The sequence below is a fragment of the Azospirillum rugosum genome, assembly GCF_017876155.1.
In the GTDB taxonomy this organism is placed as follows: Bacteria; Pseudomonadota; Alphaproteobacteria; order Azospirillales; family Azospirillaceae; genus Azospirillum; species Azospirillum rugosum.
The window spans coordinates 173996-187624 of sequence record NZ_JAGINP010000002.1 but is presented as its reverse complement, the minus strand read 5'-3'; the positions used below and the strand labels follow the sequence as shown (position 1 = coordinate 187624).

At 65.9% G+C, this 13629-nt stretch carries 19 protein-coding genes and 1 tRNA gene; 4 read left to right on the top strand and 16 right to left on the bottom strand.

Features of this window, described 5'->3' with window-relative positions:
• Positions 1-4 precede the first annotated feature (4 nt).
• The 6 genes from nuoE to J2851_RS03995 form a co-directional block, all read right to left on the bottom strand.
• Complete coding sequence (gene nuoE, locus J2851_RS04020) at positions 5-625, bottom strand: NADH-quinone oxidoreductase subunit NuoE (RefSeq protein ID WP_209764329.1); 621 nt, start codon at positions 623-625, stop codon at positions 5-7.
• Positions 622-1770, bottom strand: coding sequence for an NADH-quinone oxidoreductase subunit D (locus tag J2851_RS04015; RefSeq protein WP_211114232.1), 1149 nt, complete (start codon positions 1768-1770; stop codon positions 622-624). The genes nuoE and J2851_RS04015 overlap by 4 nt, the downstream gene beginning before the upstream one ends.
• 68 nt (positions 1771-1838) lie before the next feature.
• Positions 1839-2468, bottom strand: coding sequence for an NADH-quinone oxidoreductase subunit C (locus J2851_RS04010; protein ID WP_209764321.1), 630 nt, complete (start codon positions 2466-2468; stop codon positions 1839-1841).
• 25 nt (positions 2469-2493) lie between these two features.
• Entirely contained in the window at positions 2494-3036 is a 543-nt protein-coding gene (locus J2851_RS04005; RefSeq protein WP_209764320.1) for a NuoB/complex I 20 kDa subunit family protein, read from the bottom strand.
• Positions 3027-3395: an NADH-quinone oxidoreductase subunit A gene (locus J2851_RS04000; protein ID WP_209764319.1), complete on the bottom strand. Its 369-nt coding sequence runs from the start codon at positions 3393-3395 to the stop codon at positions 3027-3029. Before J2851_RS04000 ends, J2851_RS04005 begins: the two co-directional genes overlap by 10 nt.
• 300 nt (positions 3396-3695) lie before the next feature.
• Positions 3696-3772 (bottom strand) — tRNA-Asp (locus J2851_RS03995).
• A gap of 583 nt (positions 3773-4355) precedes the next feature.
• Here J2851_RS03995 and J2851_RS03990 point away from each other — a divergent pair.
• Positions 4356-5639 carry a tyrosine-type recombinase/integrase gene (locus J2851_RS03990; protein WP_209764318.1) on the top strand — a complete coding sequence of 428 codons (1284 nt, stop codon included), beginning with the start codon at positions 4356-4358 and terminating at the stop codon, positions 5637-5639.
• Here J2851_RS03990 and J2851_RS03985 read toward each other — a convergent pair.
• Both J2851_RS03985 and J2851_RS03980 read right to left on the bottom strand, forming a co-directional pair.
• Positions 5629-5871, bottom strand: coding sequence for a hypothetical protein (locus J2851_RS03985; protein ID WP_209764316.1), 243 nt, complete (start codon positions 5869-5871; stop codon positions 5629-5631). The two genes, J2851_RS03990 and J2851_RS03985, sit on opposite strands and share 11 nt — an antisense overlap.
• A gap of 155 nt (positions 5872-6026) precedes the next feature.
• Positions 6027-6299 (bottom strand): helix-turn-helix transcriptional regulator, encoded by a 273-nt coding sequence (locus tag J2851_RS03980; protein WP_246500399.1) that lies wholly within the window; start codon positions 6297-6299, stop codon positions 6027-6029.
• Positions 6300-6368: 69 nt separating this feature from the next.
• Between J2851_RS03980 and J2851_RS03975 the strand changes: the two genes are divergently transcribed.
• Entirely contained in the window at positions 6369-8345 is a 1977-nt protein-coding gene (locus tag J2851_RS03975; RefSeq protein ID WP_209764311.1) for a DUF3560 domain-containing protein, read from the top strand.
• A 440-nt stretch (positions 8346-8785) separates the two neighbouring features.
• Here J2851_RS03975 and J2851_RS03970 read toward each other — a convergent pair whose 3' ends face one another.
• Positions 8786-9016 (bottom strand): hypothetical protein, encoded by a 231-nt coding sequence (locus tag J2851_RS03970; RefSeq protein WP_246500398.1) that lies wholly within the window; start codon positions 9014-9016, stop codon positions 8786-8788.
• Positions 9017-9301: 285 nt separating this feature from the next.
• Between J2851_RS03970 and J2851_RS03965 the strand changes: the two genes are divergently transcribed.
• Both J2851_RS03965 and J2851_RS03960 read left to right on the top strand, forming a co-directional pair.
• Positions 9302-9892: a hypothetical protein gene (locus J2851_RS03965; RefSeq protein WP_209764307.1), complete on the top strand. Its 591-nt coding sequence runs from the start codon at positions 9302-9304 to the stop codon at positions 9890-9892.
• Positions 9893-10402: a hypothetical protein gene (locus J2851_RS03960; RefSeq protein WP_209764305.1), complete on the top strand. Its 510-nt coding sequence runs from the start codon at positions 9893-9895 to the stop codon at positions 10400-10402.
• Here the strand turns inward: J2851_RS03960 and J2851_RS03955 are convergent.
• The 7 genes from J2851_RS03955 to J2851_RS03930 form a co-directional block, all read right to left on the bottom strand.
• Positions 10399-11115, bottom strand: a complete 717-nt coding sequence (locus J2851_RS03955; RefSeq protein WP_209764303.1) for a hypothetical protein — start codon at positions 11113-11115, stop codon at positions 10399-10401. The two genes, J2851_RS03960 and J2851_RS03955, sit on opposite strands and share 4 nt — an antisense overlap.
• A 96-nt stretch (positions 11116-11211) precedes the next feature.
• On the bottom strand, positions 11212-11811 hold the full coding sequence (locus tag J2851_RS03950) for a ribbon-helix-helix domain-containing protein (protein ID WP_209764301.1): 600 nt from the start codon (positions 11809-11811) through the stop codon (positions 11212-11214).
• Positions 11812-11858: 47 nt separating this feature from the next.
• Complete coding sequence (locus J2851_RS03945) at positions 11859-12365, bottom strand: YgjV family protein (RefSeq protein WP_246500397.1); 507 nt, start codon at positions 12363-12365, stop codon at positions 11859-11861.
• Positions 12362-12541: a hypothetical protein gene (locus tag J2851_RS35535; protein ID WP_246500396.1), complete on the bottom strand. Its 180-nt coding sequence runs from the start codon at positions 12539-12541 to the stop codon at positions 12362-12364. The genes J2851_RS03945 and J2851_RS35535 overlap by 4 nt, the downstream gene beginning before the upstream one ends.
• A 117-nt stretch (positions 12542-12658) precedes the next feature.
• Positions 12659-12940, bottom strand: coding sequence for a hypothetical protein (locus tag J2851_RS03940; protein ID WP_209764297.1), 282 nt, complete (start codon positions 12938-12940; stop codon positions 12659-12661).
• Between the two features lie 55 nt (positions 12941-12995).
• Positions 12996-13178: a hypothetical protein gene (locus tag J2851_RS03935; protein ID WP_209764295.1), complete on the bottom strand. Its 183-nt coding sequence runs from the start codon at positions 13176-13178 to the stop codon at positions 12996-12998.
• Positions 13175-13567 (bottom strand): hypothetical protein, encoded by a 393-nt coding sequence (locus J2851_RS03930; RefSeq protein ID WP_209764294.1) that lies wholly within the window; start codon positions 13565-13567, stop codon positions 13175-13177. Before J2851_RS03930 ends, J2851_RS03935 begins: the two co-directional genes overlap by 4 nt.
• Positions 13568-13629 lie beyond the last annotated feature (62 nt).

The window sequence follows — 13629 nt, the reverse complement described above, 5'->3', positions numbered from 1 at the left end:
CCCCTCAATCGGCCTGGGTCGTGGTGAAAGCCTTCAGAGTCGTCGGGCCGCCCACCGGTTCGGAGGACTGCCGGCCGATCTGAGAGCCGGGCTTCGGAATCTCGCCGCGCTTCAGCGCGTCGATGATCTTCTCCATCAGCTCAGGGCTGACGTCTTCATAATAGTCGTCGCCGATCTGCACGACCGGCGCGTTGACGCAGGCGCCCGAGCACTCGACCTCGCGCAGCGTGAACTCGCCGTCGTCGGTGGTCTCGCCGACCCCGATGCCGAGCTTCCGCTCGCACGCGTGCACGACGTCGTCCGATCCGCGCAGCCAGCAGGGCGTGGTGGTGCAGACCTGGATGACGTGCTTGCCGACCGGAGTCTTGTTGTACATCGTGTAGAAGGTCGCGACCTCGTACACGCGGATGCGCGGCATCCCCAGCAGGTCGGCGACCGCGTCCATGGTGGCGCGCGACACCCAGCCGGCGTTCTGGCGCTGGGCCAGATCGAGCAGCGGCATGCAGGCGCTGGCCTGCCGGCCTTCCGGGTACTTGGCGATGATCTGCTTCGCCCGCTCCAGGTTCTCCGGAGTGAAGGTGAAGGTTGCCGGCTCGTTGGCCGGATCGTGAGCCGGGGCGCTCATCGGTCAATTTCTCCGAACACGATGTCCATGGACGCGATGTTGGCGACCGCGTCGGCCAGCATGTGGCCCTTCGACATGAAGTCGAGACCTTGCAGGTGGGCGAAGCCGGGAGCCCGGATCTTGCACCGGTACGGCTTGTTGGTCCCGTCGGACACCAGATACACGGCAAACTCGCCCTTGGGCGCCTCGATGGCGGTGTAGGTTTCGCCCTCGGGAACGTGGAAACCCTCAGTGAAGAGCTTGAAGTGGTGGATCAGCGCTTCCATCGAGCGCTTCATCTCGCCGCGCGGCGGCGGAGCGACCTTGCGGTCCTCGACGCGCACCGGGCCGTCGGGCAGTTCCTTCAGGCACTGGCGGATGATGCGGTTCGACTGGCGCATCTCTTCCATGCGGACCAGATAGCGCGCCCAGCAGTCGCCCGTCAGGCCGACCGGAACGTCGAAGTCCATGCGGTCATAGACCTCGTAGGGCTGCGACTTGCGCAGATCCCAGGCCACGCCCGACCCGCGGAGCATCGGACCGGTGAAGCCCCAGTCGAACGCCTGCTCCTTGCTGACCACGCCGATGTCGACCGTGCGCTGCTTGAAGATGCGGTTGTCCGTCAGCAGGTTATCGATGTCTTCGACGAATTTCGGGAAACGCTCCGTGAATTCCCAGATATCGTCGGTCAGACCCGCCGGCAGATCCCAGGCGACGCCGCCCGGACGGAAGTAGTTGGCGTGCAGCCGGGCGCCGGAGACCCGCTCGTAGAACTCCATGAGGATCTCGCGCTCCTCGAAGCCCCACAGAGCCGGCGTGATCGCGCCGACGTCCAGTGCGCCGGTCGTGATCGACAGGATGTGGTTTAGGATGCGCGTGATTTCGGAGAACAGGACGCGGATGTACTGGGCGCGCAGCGGCGCCTGGATGCGCAGCAGCTTCTCGATGCCGAGCACGTAGGCGTGCTCCATGCACATCGGGCTGACGTAGTCCAGGCGGTCGAAGTACGGCACGGCCTGCAGATAGGTCTTGTACTCGATCAGCTTCTCGGTGCCGCGGTGCAGCAGGCCGATGTGCGGGTCGCAGCGCTCGACCACCTCGCCGTTGAGCTCCATCACCAGGCGCAGCACGCCGTGGGCCGCAGGGTGCTGCGGCCCGAAGTTCATGGTGTAGGGCTTGATCTGGGTCTTGCCGCCGGATTGCTCAGCGGTGGGATGTGCGGACGTGGCGATGGTCACGGCTTGCTCCCGTCATTGGGGGCCTGGGCCTTCTCGTCACCCGGAAGCATGACGTTGGTCATGCCTTCCCACGGCGACAGGAAGTCGAAGGTGCGGAAGTCCTGGGTCAGGCGGACCGGCTCGTAGACGACTCGCTTCTGGTCTTCGTCGTAGCGGCACTCGACGTAGCCGGTCATCGGGAAGTCCTTGCGCAGCGGGTGCCCTTCGAACCCATAGTCCGTCAGGATGCGGCGCAGGTCCGGATGGTCGGCGAAGAAGACCCCGTAGAGATCCCAGGTTTCCCGCTCGAACCAATTCGCCGCGCTGAAGACCGGCACGGCCGAGGCCACCGGCGTGTCCTCGTCGGTGGTCAGCTTCACGCGGATGCGCCGGTTGTGCTTGTAGCTGATGAGGTTGTAGACCACCTCGAAGCGTTCCGCGCGCTCCGGCCAATCCACCGCGGTGACGTCCAGCAGCTGCTCAAAGGAGCAGGCCGGATCGTCGCGCAGGAAGGTGAGCGCCTTGAGGATCGCGGGGCGACGCACGGTGACCATCAGCTCGCCGAGCTTCAGCTCGACCTTCAGGACATCGTCGCCGAGAGTTGCGGCGATGTGGTCACCAACTTCCTTCAACGCCTGTTCGGACATGGGCAGGACCTGCCTTTTTCTTATCTCAGCGGGCGATGCGGTTGCCGCGCCGGATCTTCTTCTGGAGCTGCAGAATGCCGTACACGAGCGCTTCCGCCGTCGGCGGGCAGCCGGGCACGTAGATATCGACCGGAACGATCCGGTCGCAGCCGCGCACCACCGAGTACGAATAGTGATAGTAGCCGCCGCCGTTGGCGCAGGAGCCCATGGAGATGACCCACCGCGGCTCCGGCATCTGGTCGTAGACCTTGCGGAGCGCCGGGGCCATCTTGTTGGTCAGCGTGCCGGCGACGATCATGCAGTCGGACTGACGCGGGCTCGGGCGCGGGATGACGCCGAAACGGTCGAGGTCGTACCGGCTCATGTAGGCGTGGATCATCTCCACCGCGCAGCAGGCCAGGCCGAAGGTCATCGGCCAGAGCGACCCGGTGCGGGCCCAGGCGAGCAGGTCTTCATACTTGGCCGTGATGAAGCCTTTCTCCTGGATCTCCTCGGTCACCGCGCGGAGGTAGGCGTCCTGTTCCGGTCCGGGCGGAATCGGCGCCAGCTTGGCAGCCTCTACTCCCATTCCAGAGCTCCTTTCTTCCACTCATAAATGAAGCCGATGGTCAGGATCCCGAGGAACACGATCATCGACCAGAAGCCGAACATGCCGATATCGCCGAGGGCCACGGCCCACGGGAACAGGAAGGCGACTTCCAGGTCGAAAATGATGAACAGGATGGAGACCAGGTAAAACCGCACGTCGAATTTCGCGCGGGCATCCTCGAACGGCTCGAAGCCGCATTCGTAGGGGGAGACCTTTTCGGCGTCCGGGTTTTTCGGGCTGATGACGTAGGACGCACCGACCATGACGACGGCCAGCACGACACCGATCAGCAGGAACACCAGGATCGGAAGGTACTCAATGATCAGCGGATTGGTCACCGCGGTCCTCCCATAAGCCCACGCCACGAACGCCGGTACGGCCCGAAATCGGCCGACGCGCGGTGCCGTGGCTGGAATGCCTTGGATTAGCCCATCAGACGGGCCGGAATATATGACGAGACCGTGGGCAAGGAAAGCGCTTTGAATCGCTTTCCGCCAATGAATCCACTCTGCGGAAACGAGCGGATGTCCTTGGTAATACCACGCTTTTTAAAGGTGCCGCAAGCAGCCCCGACACGTCGTATATAGGCAGCGACCACGCGTCGTAAAAGCTGAAGGGAGGATGTTTTGTAAGGAGAATGGCGCGAGTGACGGGACTTGAACCCGCGGCCTCCGGCGTGACAGGCCGGCGCTCTAACCAACTGAGCTACACCCGCGCAAATCGACGGCAACTTGGCCCGAAGCACATCACGCCGTCGCTGGCGTTTTCGGACCTCTGTGAGGAGCGCTCGCTCCCTCCGTCGGTGGCGGGTTTCTAGCGGCGCAGGCGGTACGCTGTCAATCACCAATTTGAAAAATCTGCGGACGGGGCGAATCCGGTCGATGTCCGACGCACCGCCCTTGACGATTGAAAGCCGGGGAACCGCGTCCTGCGGGCACTCTGCGGCCTTTCACGCCCTGCGCATGGCCCGCGTCGATCGCCGACGCGCGACGCTCCAGTAGCGGCGGCGGGATGTTGCCTCTGCCCGAGTCTTATGATGGGAAAAGAAGCGCGCCGGCTGTGCCGCGGCGCGGTGGTGGGCGATGAGGGTTTCGAACCCCCGACCCTCTCGGTGTAAACGAAAGGTCACGGCATGACATGGGGATACCCGGCATGACACGAAGCCGTTGATCAGTCTGGATTTTCGGCGGGCTTGCATGACATTAGGTAACATGGCATTACATGGGCTGACAAAGCCGCTGTTACCTAATCTGTTACCTAATCCCCCTGCCCCTGCCCCTGCCTCCGGAGGCCAGCCCATGCCCAAGGTGAAGCTGACAACCAAGGTGGTCGAGAACGCGAAGACGCCGGCGCCGGGCGTCCAGATCGACCTGTTCGACGCGACGCTGCCGGCCTTCGGCCTGCGGGTCGGGGAGCGCCGGAAGACGTGGTTCATCATCTATAGGTTCGGCGGGAAGCAGAAGCGCCTCACGCTCGGTCACTTCCCCGAGCTGCTGTTGGGGCCTGCGCGCGAGGCGGCGGGCAAGGCGCTGGAGCTGGTCGAGGCCGGGAAGGACCCGGCGGATGAGAAGGCCAGCGCCCAGGCCGTCGCTGCGGCGCCGGTGGAGACGTTCGGCACCGCGGCGGAGGATTTCCTGTCCAAGCACGCCGCCCGCCACCACAAGCGGCCGGACCAGACGCGCTGGTTTCTCGACAAGTACGTCCTGCCGAAGTGGCGCGACCAGCCCGTCGCCACGATCAAGAAGCGCGACGTCCTCGATCTGCTGGACGAGCTGGTCGAACAGGGCAAGGGGCAGGCGGCCAACCGGGTGCTGGACGTGCTGCGCAAGCTGTTCAACTGGCGGCTGGAGCGGTCCGACGACGAGGGGGCGCGGAACCCGTGCGATCGGGTGAAGGCGCCGGCCCCGCACGTCGCCCGCTCCGTCCATCTGGAGGGCGAGCACATCAAGGCCCTGTGGAAGGCGTCAGGCGAGGCCGGCTACCCGTGGGGGCCGATGGTCCGGATCATGCTGCTGACCGGCCAGCGCCGGGGCGAGGTCGCCTCGATGCGCTGGGACTCCGTTGACACACATATAGATAAGGTGTGGCGCCTCACGCCGGAGCAGACGAAGGCCGGCCGTGCCCACATCGTTCCGCTCAGCCCGGCCGTGGTTGATGTCCTGAACTCCATCAAGCGCCAGGTGGTCAAGAGCCCCGACGGCACGGAGCAACCATCCCCGTTCGTGTTCACCACGCTCGGGGACAGGCCGGTGAACGGCTTCAGCAAGGCGAAGCGTCGACTCGATGAGAAGATCGCGGAGGACCGCGCCGAAGACGAGGCCGAGCCCCTGCCCGGCTGGCGCCTTCACGACATCCGCCGCACGGTCACCACCGGCCTGTCCGCGCTGGGCGTCGCCGAGGTTATCAAGCAGCGGATCCTCAACCATGCCGCCCGCGGCGTGACGCAGCGCCACTATGACCAGTACGAATACCTCGCGGAAAAGCGCGACGCCCTGGAGCGCTGGGCGGCCCGGGTCGACAGCATCGTCAACCCGCCACCGGCGAACGTGGTGCAGCTCCACCCTGAGCGAGTTACCGGTTAACTGGTGATGCGGCATCGCCACGAGGCGTGCGGCGCCAGTGCTGGACACCACCGACCAGTTCCGCCACCACCAACCCGTCAGCCTCCAGCCGGGCGAGACTCTCCGAATTGCGGCGATGCGCCCAGACGTTGGCGATGCGTCCTGTCCGTGCGGAAACACCATCGGCGTCTCTGCCCCATTTTGCGTCGCTGGCGGGAACCGCCTCAAGCGTCGTTCTGTCGAACTCCTGCATCTCAGCCACCTTACACCCCTCCATCCTAAAGGCCGAACCCCTCAAGCAGCGGGCGCAGCACGTATGCGGCGTCCAGGCCGAGCGGCGTGATGTAGTTCCTGTCAAGCGCGCGTCGCCAACTAACCCGATCAAATCGGGGTGCTCGGTTCCGGGCGCTACGGCGCCTCCGCGGACTCCGCAGCCCGCAGGCGCACGCCCGGCCCCAAGCCGTCACCGGAAGGAATGAACAAGACGCCGCGCGCCTCCAGCGCCGCCACGATGTCCTCCTTCGTGCGGCGCTGCGGGTTGGTCTTGCCGGCCTCGTACTGCGCGATGGTTTTGGTCGACACCCGCGCCGCCTCGGCCAACTCGTCCTGCGTCATGCGGGCGGCCGTGCGGCCCAACAGGCACAGCCACGGCGTGAGTTCCGAAATTTGGAAGTTCTGCATATTTGATGTCGCCTTTGGTTCGCGCGGAAGCTACACTTTATTGGTAGTTCTTCCAGATAGGCAACTGAAATGAGCGACACCGAATTACCGCCGGAGGACGGCGAGCAGGCCTTCCCGCACCGCGCCACCTATTCCCCTGAGGACAACAAGCTCCGCATGCACCCGGCCTTCCGGCTGGACAAGGAGACGTACCAGCGCCTGCGGGACGCAGGGTTCGCCTGGGCGCCACGACAGGAGCTGTTCGTCGCGCCGGCCTGGACCCCAGCGCGCGAGGATCTGTTGCTGGAGCTGTGCGGCGACATCGGCGACGAAGACACCACCCTTGCCGAACGAGCGGAGCAGCGGGCCGACCGGTTCGAGGGCTACAGCGACCGCCGGGCCAGCGAGGCGCGACAGGCCAAGGCCGCGGTCGACTCCATCATGGAACACATCCCGCTCGGCCAGCCGATCCTCGTCGGGCACCACAGCGAGCGCCGGGCCCGGAAGGACGCCGAGCGGATCGAGGGCGGCATGCGCCGAGCGGTGAAGCTGTGGGACACCGCCGATTACTGGACGCAGCGCGCCGCCGGGGCGATCCGGGCCGCCAAATACAAGGAGCTGCCGGCCGTCCGGCACCGGCGGATCAAGACCATCGAGGCGGACATGCGGCGTGAGCAGCGCCGGAAGATGGAAGCGGAACAGCACCTCCAGCTCTGGAGCCAGGACGGGTTGACGCAGGAACAGGCGCTCGCCATCGCCAACGCCGACGTCGTGTGGGGTGCCTGGTCGAAGCTGCGCGACGGCGCGATCACGGTAGAGGAAGCGGCAGCCCGGCAGATCGCCGCGCACACCCGGCGGATTGCCGACAGCAGCCGCTGGATCACTCACTGCGAGAACCGGCTGGCCTACGAGCGCGCCATGCTCGCCGAAGCGCTGGGCCTGGACGCGACCACCGAGAACGCCATGGCGTCCCGCTGGGACCTGGAACCCGGCGGCCGGGTGCTGATCGCCGGGGAATGGCTGGTGATCCTGCGGGTGAACAAGGCCGATGGCATCGCCTCCAGTGTCACCACCTCGCCGCCGCGGGGCGTCACCTGGACCAGTAAGTGGAAGCACGGCATCGAGCAGATCAAGGATTACGAACCGCCAACCAAGGCCGACTCGGACAAGGTGAAGGCGGCGACTAAGCTCCCGCCGCTCTGCAACTATCCCGGAGAGGGCTTCCAGGATATGACCCAGGCGGAGTGGAATGGGCGCCGCCAGTGGTCCGACTTCTCGTACGTGAAGAAGGTTGCCGCGACCGACATGGCGGGCGCTCATAGGGTCCGGCAGATGCCGGCCGGCGGGTGGAAGGCGGTGCAGGTCTACATCACCGACATGGCGCGCAAGGACCCGCCAGCGCCGACGACGAAGCCCAGCGCTGCGGCGGAGGCGTTCGCCGCCCGTCCGGTGGAACTCCCCCGCACGGTCCACACGCCGCGCGCTCGTACCGAGGCCGACGAGCTGCGCGACGCGCTGAAGGCCGGCGTCCGGGTGGTGTCGGTCCCGAACCTGTACGTGACGCCGGATTGGCTGGCGGACGAGTTGATCGGCGACGCCATGATTCAGCCCGGCCATCTGGTGCTGGAGCCGCAGGCCGGCACAGGCGCGCTCGCCCGCCGGGCCGCCGAGCGCGGCGCCGTGGTGGACTGCGTGGAGGTGAACAGCGCCCTTGCGGCCCAGCTCTCCGGGGCCGGACTGTACCGGCGGGTGACCGCCGCCGACTTCCTGTCGCTGGAGGTGACCCCGGATTACGACCGCATCGTCATGAACCCGCCGTTCTACCACGGGATAGACATTGATCACGTCCGGCACGCGCTGGGCTTCCTTCGGCCGGGCGGCTGCCTGGTCGCGATCATGGCGGCTGGGGTCAAGTTCCACACCACCGCGAAGGCGAGAACCTTCCGCGAGCGCCTGGAGGCGTTGGGGGCGGAATGGAGCGACCTGCCGGAAGGCACCTTCGCCAGCGCGGGAACCGGCGTCCGCACGGTCGCCGTCAGGGTGTGGAGCGATGGCGATCTGCGATGAAAGTCGCGTCCGGGCGGATGCAAACTGAGACAACGCTCGGGCGCGACACCGCGTCGCACCACCGCTAGTGCGCGAGCTTGAAGCCTTCGCAAAACGCGAAAAATCCTAGGGTCGCGTCGCTTTTTGCATACCGAGGTATAGCAATGTTGCGCCACGTTGCACGCGGATTACGAACGCGAAACAAAAAAACGCTACCCCAGAACGATTGCTCAAGGGTAGATATGACGTTCAGCCGATCAGCCCGAAACTAGGACGGGCATCCGGGGGGCATCTCACCTCCCCCCGGACGGCACGAGGCGCCACCCTCGCCAATCTTCACGAGCAACTAGCGCTCGTGGCTCGTGAGTCCTGTCCGTTATCCCGGCCGGGACGCCAACAACATAGCAAGCGGGGTGCCAACATGATCGTAAACTTACATTAACCACATAGGGCGCGAAGTTTTACTTCGCATCGTCCGACGTCTGGCTCGAACTGGCTATGCAGGCCCCAGGCTTCCCGTGGTTGATCAGCTCCACCCCATTCTCTTCGAACACGCGCGTCACGGCGTAGATGCGATCGGCGGAGCCGTTGATAGGCCCGTTCGTCGCCTCCCACGACTTGATGGTCTCGACGGACACCGGCGCGATCTTGCTCGCCTCGTCGGCGAGCTTCTTCTGCGGCCACCGCAGCAACGCCCGTCCAGCCCGAACGTGTTCGCCACAAAGCCTAATCACCCCACCCCCCATCCAATAACGATATGGGTAGGAGAGTGCACTTTAGGGGATTGTCGGTCAATAACGAACGTGGTACCCATATAGGTAGCAAGGGCCATGTATATGCACTTTGCAACACCGCTCCGGTGGTTGCCGGCGCTGTGACGGTTGAAACGACGAACGCCCGGCTGTGACAGCAGCCGGGCGCCCATCAGCAGAGCCGAGCGACCGGCTCCACACGGCCAACATGAGCAAGGAATCGCTATGAAGACCGGACCTCTGAATAGCACACATCCGCACCCAGGGGGAAATGACTGCGGCACCGACAGCGCCCGCCGCCCCTCCACCGTCATCGACACCATCGGCTTGACGTTCGTCCAGGCGGCCACCCGGGTCGCCGAGTTGATCAAGGAGCACGACGGCCTGGACGACCGCGAGGACGAAGAGGCGGACGAGGTGCGCGCCGCTCTCTACGCCAGTTGGCAGGATCTGCAGCGTGTCATCCTGGCGGCCGAGCCGCAGACGCTGGACGATGCCGTTGCGGTCATCGACCGCCTGCTGTGCGAGCGCAGCGGCATGCCCGCCGGAAGCTCGCCGCTGCATGCCCAGGCCATCGAACGGGTGCGGGCGGTCATCCAACGCGCCCGTAATGCCGAGTCTTCCGCCATCGAGGCGGCGGCCTTCGGCGACACGATCGCCGCGTTCGCCGGCGAGGCCGAGGCGGACTTATGCGCCCCCAGCGCCCCGACCGTCTCCATGATCGAGGCCGGCGCTGCGGCGGCCGGCATAGCTCCGGATGAGGCTCGCGCGGCCTACGTCGCCATGACCAAAGCCTTCCGCAAGGAGGCCGCGTAAATGTCCGTGCTCCTGTTCCAGTCACGCGGCCCGGCAATCCAACGCCCGGAGCCCAAGGAAGAACTGCTCATCACCCGCCTGCGCGTCGACGAAGCGGCGGACTGGCAGCTGGCCATCGTTGAGGAGTGCCGCCGGCAACGGACCCTCACGCCGTCGGTCTTCAACTTCCTGAAAGAACAGGGGCTTCTCGACAGGTGCACGTTCCTGGCCTCTGAAGGCATGGAGCAGCCGCTGGTCTTCCGCTACATCGGCGGCCCGACCGTGCGGTTCCTCGGCCGCGCCTGGGCGCGTCAGCAGATCGGCAAGCCCGATCTGGACGACCCTCACCAAGTCCTGGCCGAAGGCGTCGGCCAGCAGTACCGCGAGGCCATCGAGGGCGGTGACCCGGTGTTCAACCGGGTCACCATCACCGGCCTTTCAGCATCTCCGAAGGTCTACACCCACATGCTCTACGGCTGGGCACCGCAGGACGGCCGGCGCGCCCTCCTTTCCTGCTTGCACGAGTTCTAAGCCGCTCGCGTGAAGCCGCCGGTCATCTGCGCCGCTTCCGACACCATAGCCGGGCGGGAGAAGCGCAGAAGGTGCAGCGGCAGGCGCCCGACGCCGTTCTGCTGGTACATGATCGTCGGCCGGGGCTCCAGCCGGCGGCGGCCAGCGCCCTTTGCGTTCCAGACCGGAACCGTCTCGGGATCCACGAGCCCGGCCCACCAGTGCACGTCCCACCGCGCCCAGGCGGCAAGGCGCATCAGGGCCGCCATGGGGTGAAACAGCCCCTTCCCCCGCCAATCCGGCCGAACCCACCCGGCCACCACGAAGGCCACTCGCCCCGTGGTGTCGAAGGCCGCCTCGCTGGCGCAGAAGCACCATTCGCCGACGGGCGCACGGCCAGCGTCGTGAAACGCGGTGAGGTCGCCCAACCGCTCGCCGAAACTGACCTTCGAGCAGTCCAGGAGCACAACCCCCTGCGTCGCCACCACCTCGCCGGTCGCGTCCGTCGCCGCGATCCAGAAGGCCGGTGACGACGAAGGCCGCGGAAGCAGCTCGAACCACGAGTTCCGGTTGGTCTCGTTGAGCCGCTGAAGCTCCGACCAGTCGTCGCAAACAGCGAGCGAGACCCCGCGCGCCGCCAACTTGCGCATGAGCGCGTCTCGCGCCGCGTTGATCTGCCGAACGTCGTCGGCTTGGTTGAAGATGCTTTCAACTGCAAAGGTGTTCGTCAGCATGACTACTGCTCCGTAAGTTGGTTACGGCTGTAGTCATGCCCGAAAAGGTATTCCGTGTCCCTGTCGCGCGTCCTTCAGCGGGCTAAAGTCACGCCATTACCCAACCATCACTGGTTCCAGGAGGCACTCGTCGTTCCCCGCCAACGCCACCTCAGATCGGACGTACCGGTATCGCTTGCGGCCGTTACGGATCTCGATGACGGTTCCAGCACGGACCATCTGAGTGAGGACACCCCTCACCCGGCTCCGCGGGATATCTGGCAACGCCCCGTAAAGGTTCAGCAGCGTCATTGGAGCGTTCAGCGCATGGATAATTGCCGCGGAGGTTTCCTTCTTATCGCTGGCCCGCGTCATCTGGCGCCGGACAGCCGGCGACGCATACGGCATCTCTGACTCATCGGCCACCGTAGGCGGTGCGGGGACCTGGGCTGGCGTCAGCTGGAAAGCCTCATCCACGGCCCGGAACGCGCCGCTCAAGGCTTGCAACGCCCGGAATGCGTCGTGCAGCCTTGAGAACAGATATGCCCGGATTGCGGCCGTCAGGCTCTCGTCGCCGCGCACAAGGTCTATCTTGGAGGCGAGCGCGTTTACGGTGGTCCGTTCGATCCGAGCGACGTCCTCGAAAGCCTTCCAGACTTCAGGCTCCAGGCGCACGCTTGTTCGGCGTCCATTGACCGTGATGTTTCGGCTGATCATCCAGGCTCCCGCGAACAGAATTGCATACGACCATAATTCTTTTACGGCTACTCCGCCCGAGGTAATCGCTCCCTCGCGCGGAGAACGCCGACAGCCAAGCCGACCATGCACGCGACGTCGGCCACGAACCCGAACACGCTTCCAGCGATGATGTCGTGCGCGAGCCAGGCCCAGGCGGAGCCCATGGAAAGGAGGCGGAGCCCATGGGCTGTGCGTGCCCAGCGCGCGGCCATCGCGAAGGCAAGGCCAGCGGCAGCGCAGGCCGACTCAGGCCCGGCCCAAGTCCAGCCAACCAGAACGGCCAGGGCGGGCGCTGTCGCGGCGTACAGTGCGCCCCGCCAGCGCGGGCGGGTGTCAGCCCACGCGACGGCCACCTGCGCCACAGAAAGCCCCGACATGGCCGCGCCAGTGGCGGCACCCAAGCTGGCGTAGTGCAGGGCGAACGCCAGCGCGCTCGCCCCCTGCCCGGCCAGCAGCGCGCGGCGGCCGGTCAGCCAGGGCCACGCGGCGACGAGCGCGAGGCCGACGCCCCCGAATAGGTCCGCAGCGGTCAACGGGTATCCTCCCGTCCGGCCGCGTGTTCGGCGGCGAGTTCGGCCCGGTGCTCCTCCAACTCCTCCTGGTAGATGCGCTCCGACTCGCCGGATTGCCGGATCATGACGACGATCACGGCGATGGCGATCAGGAATGCGATGCCGAGGACGGCGCAGGTGATGGTAAGGTCGCTCATGTATCATCCCTATGCATGAAAAATGCCACTCGCGGCGGGGCCGGGTGGCTTGTTGACTTCAGCAGATTTGCCCAGGCCGTCCGCGGCCGGCACGATCACTTGGTCGCGGGTGCGCGCCTACAACCTCGCGACGACACGCCGAAGCGACCGTGGCGTGAAGTACAGGCTTACGGGATGTTCCTTCATCCCCTTCGGCCTGACGAACACCAAGAGCCCGGAGTGATGCCAGCCCGCCACCTCGCGGATATCACCGTGGAGGAGGTGCCCAGGCCTATCGACCTTGACGATATCGCCCGGCCGGAAGTCGCCAGCGCTTCCGACAACCGTTCGTAGACTGGCGGTGATCTGCTCTCTCGTCATGGCGAGCGGCAGCGCCGCGCCGGTGGGCGTGGTCGTCATGGGGTGCTCCCGTGTCGGATTTATGCGTTGCATTTCGCGTCACAAGCCCGCCGAATCAGCCGCGTCGCTCCGGCTGGCCCAGCCGCGAGAAGCCGCTGCTCATGGCGCGGGCGGCCTCGGCCAACTGGTGTGCCAGCAGGAGGCGGGCGGCGGCCTCGTCGCCGCCGGAGTCAGCCAGGGCCTTGTCCGCGATCTGTTGGGCGTCGGGCCGATCAGGTGGCGGCTGCCCTGCGCTCATGGCGCACACCCCGACCGAGGCGGACAAGCCGACGCTGGCCCGACGGCGTGCTGCTCCAAGTGACGGTCCATCCGCTCGGTCAGCCCTTCGATGCGCTCGCTCAGGCTGTTTACCAGGGCGAACAGCTCATCGACGGTGTGCGCGCCGGCTTCATCGTCCGCCGGTTTCTCCGCCCGCCCCTGCCGCAGCCAGATCGTCCAGCCGATCAGAAGACCGAAGACGACGGCGACAATGGCGACCATCTTCACCGGGTCGGACGAGGCCCCCAGCACGTCGACGCTCTTGTCGGCGACCGTGAGCCAGGAATCATCCGCCCAGGCGATCAGCGGAGGGGCGGAAATGAGGGAGCCGCCCAGGGCGAGCGGAATAGCGAAGCGAGGTAAGCGCATGCGTGTCTCCGGACATGAAAAAGGCGCCTCGCGGGCGCCGTGGATGGGATCGGTTGGAGTGT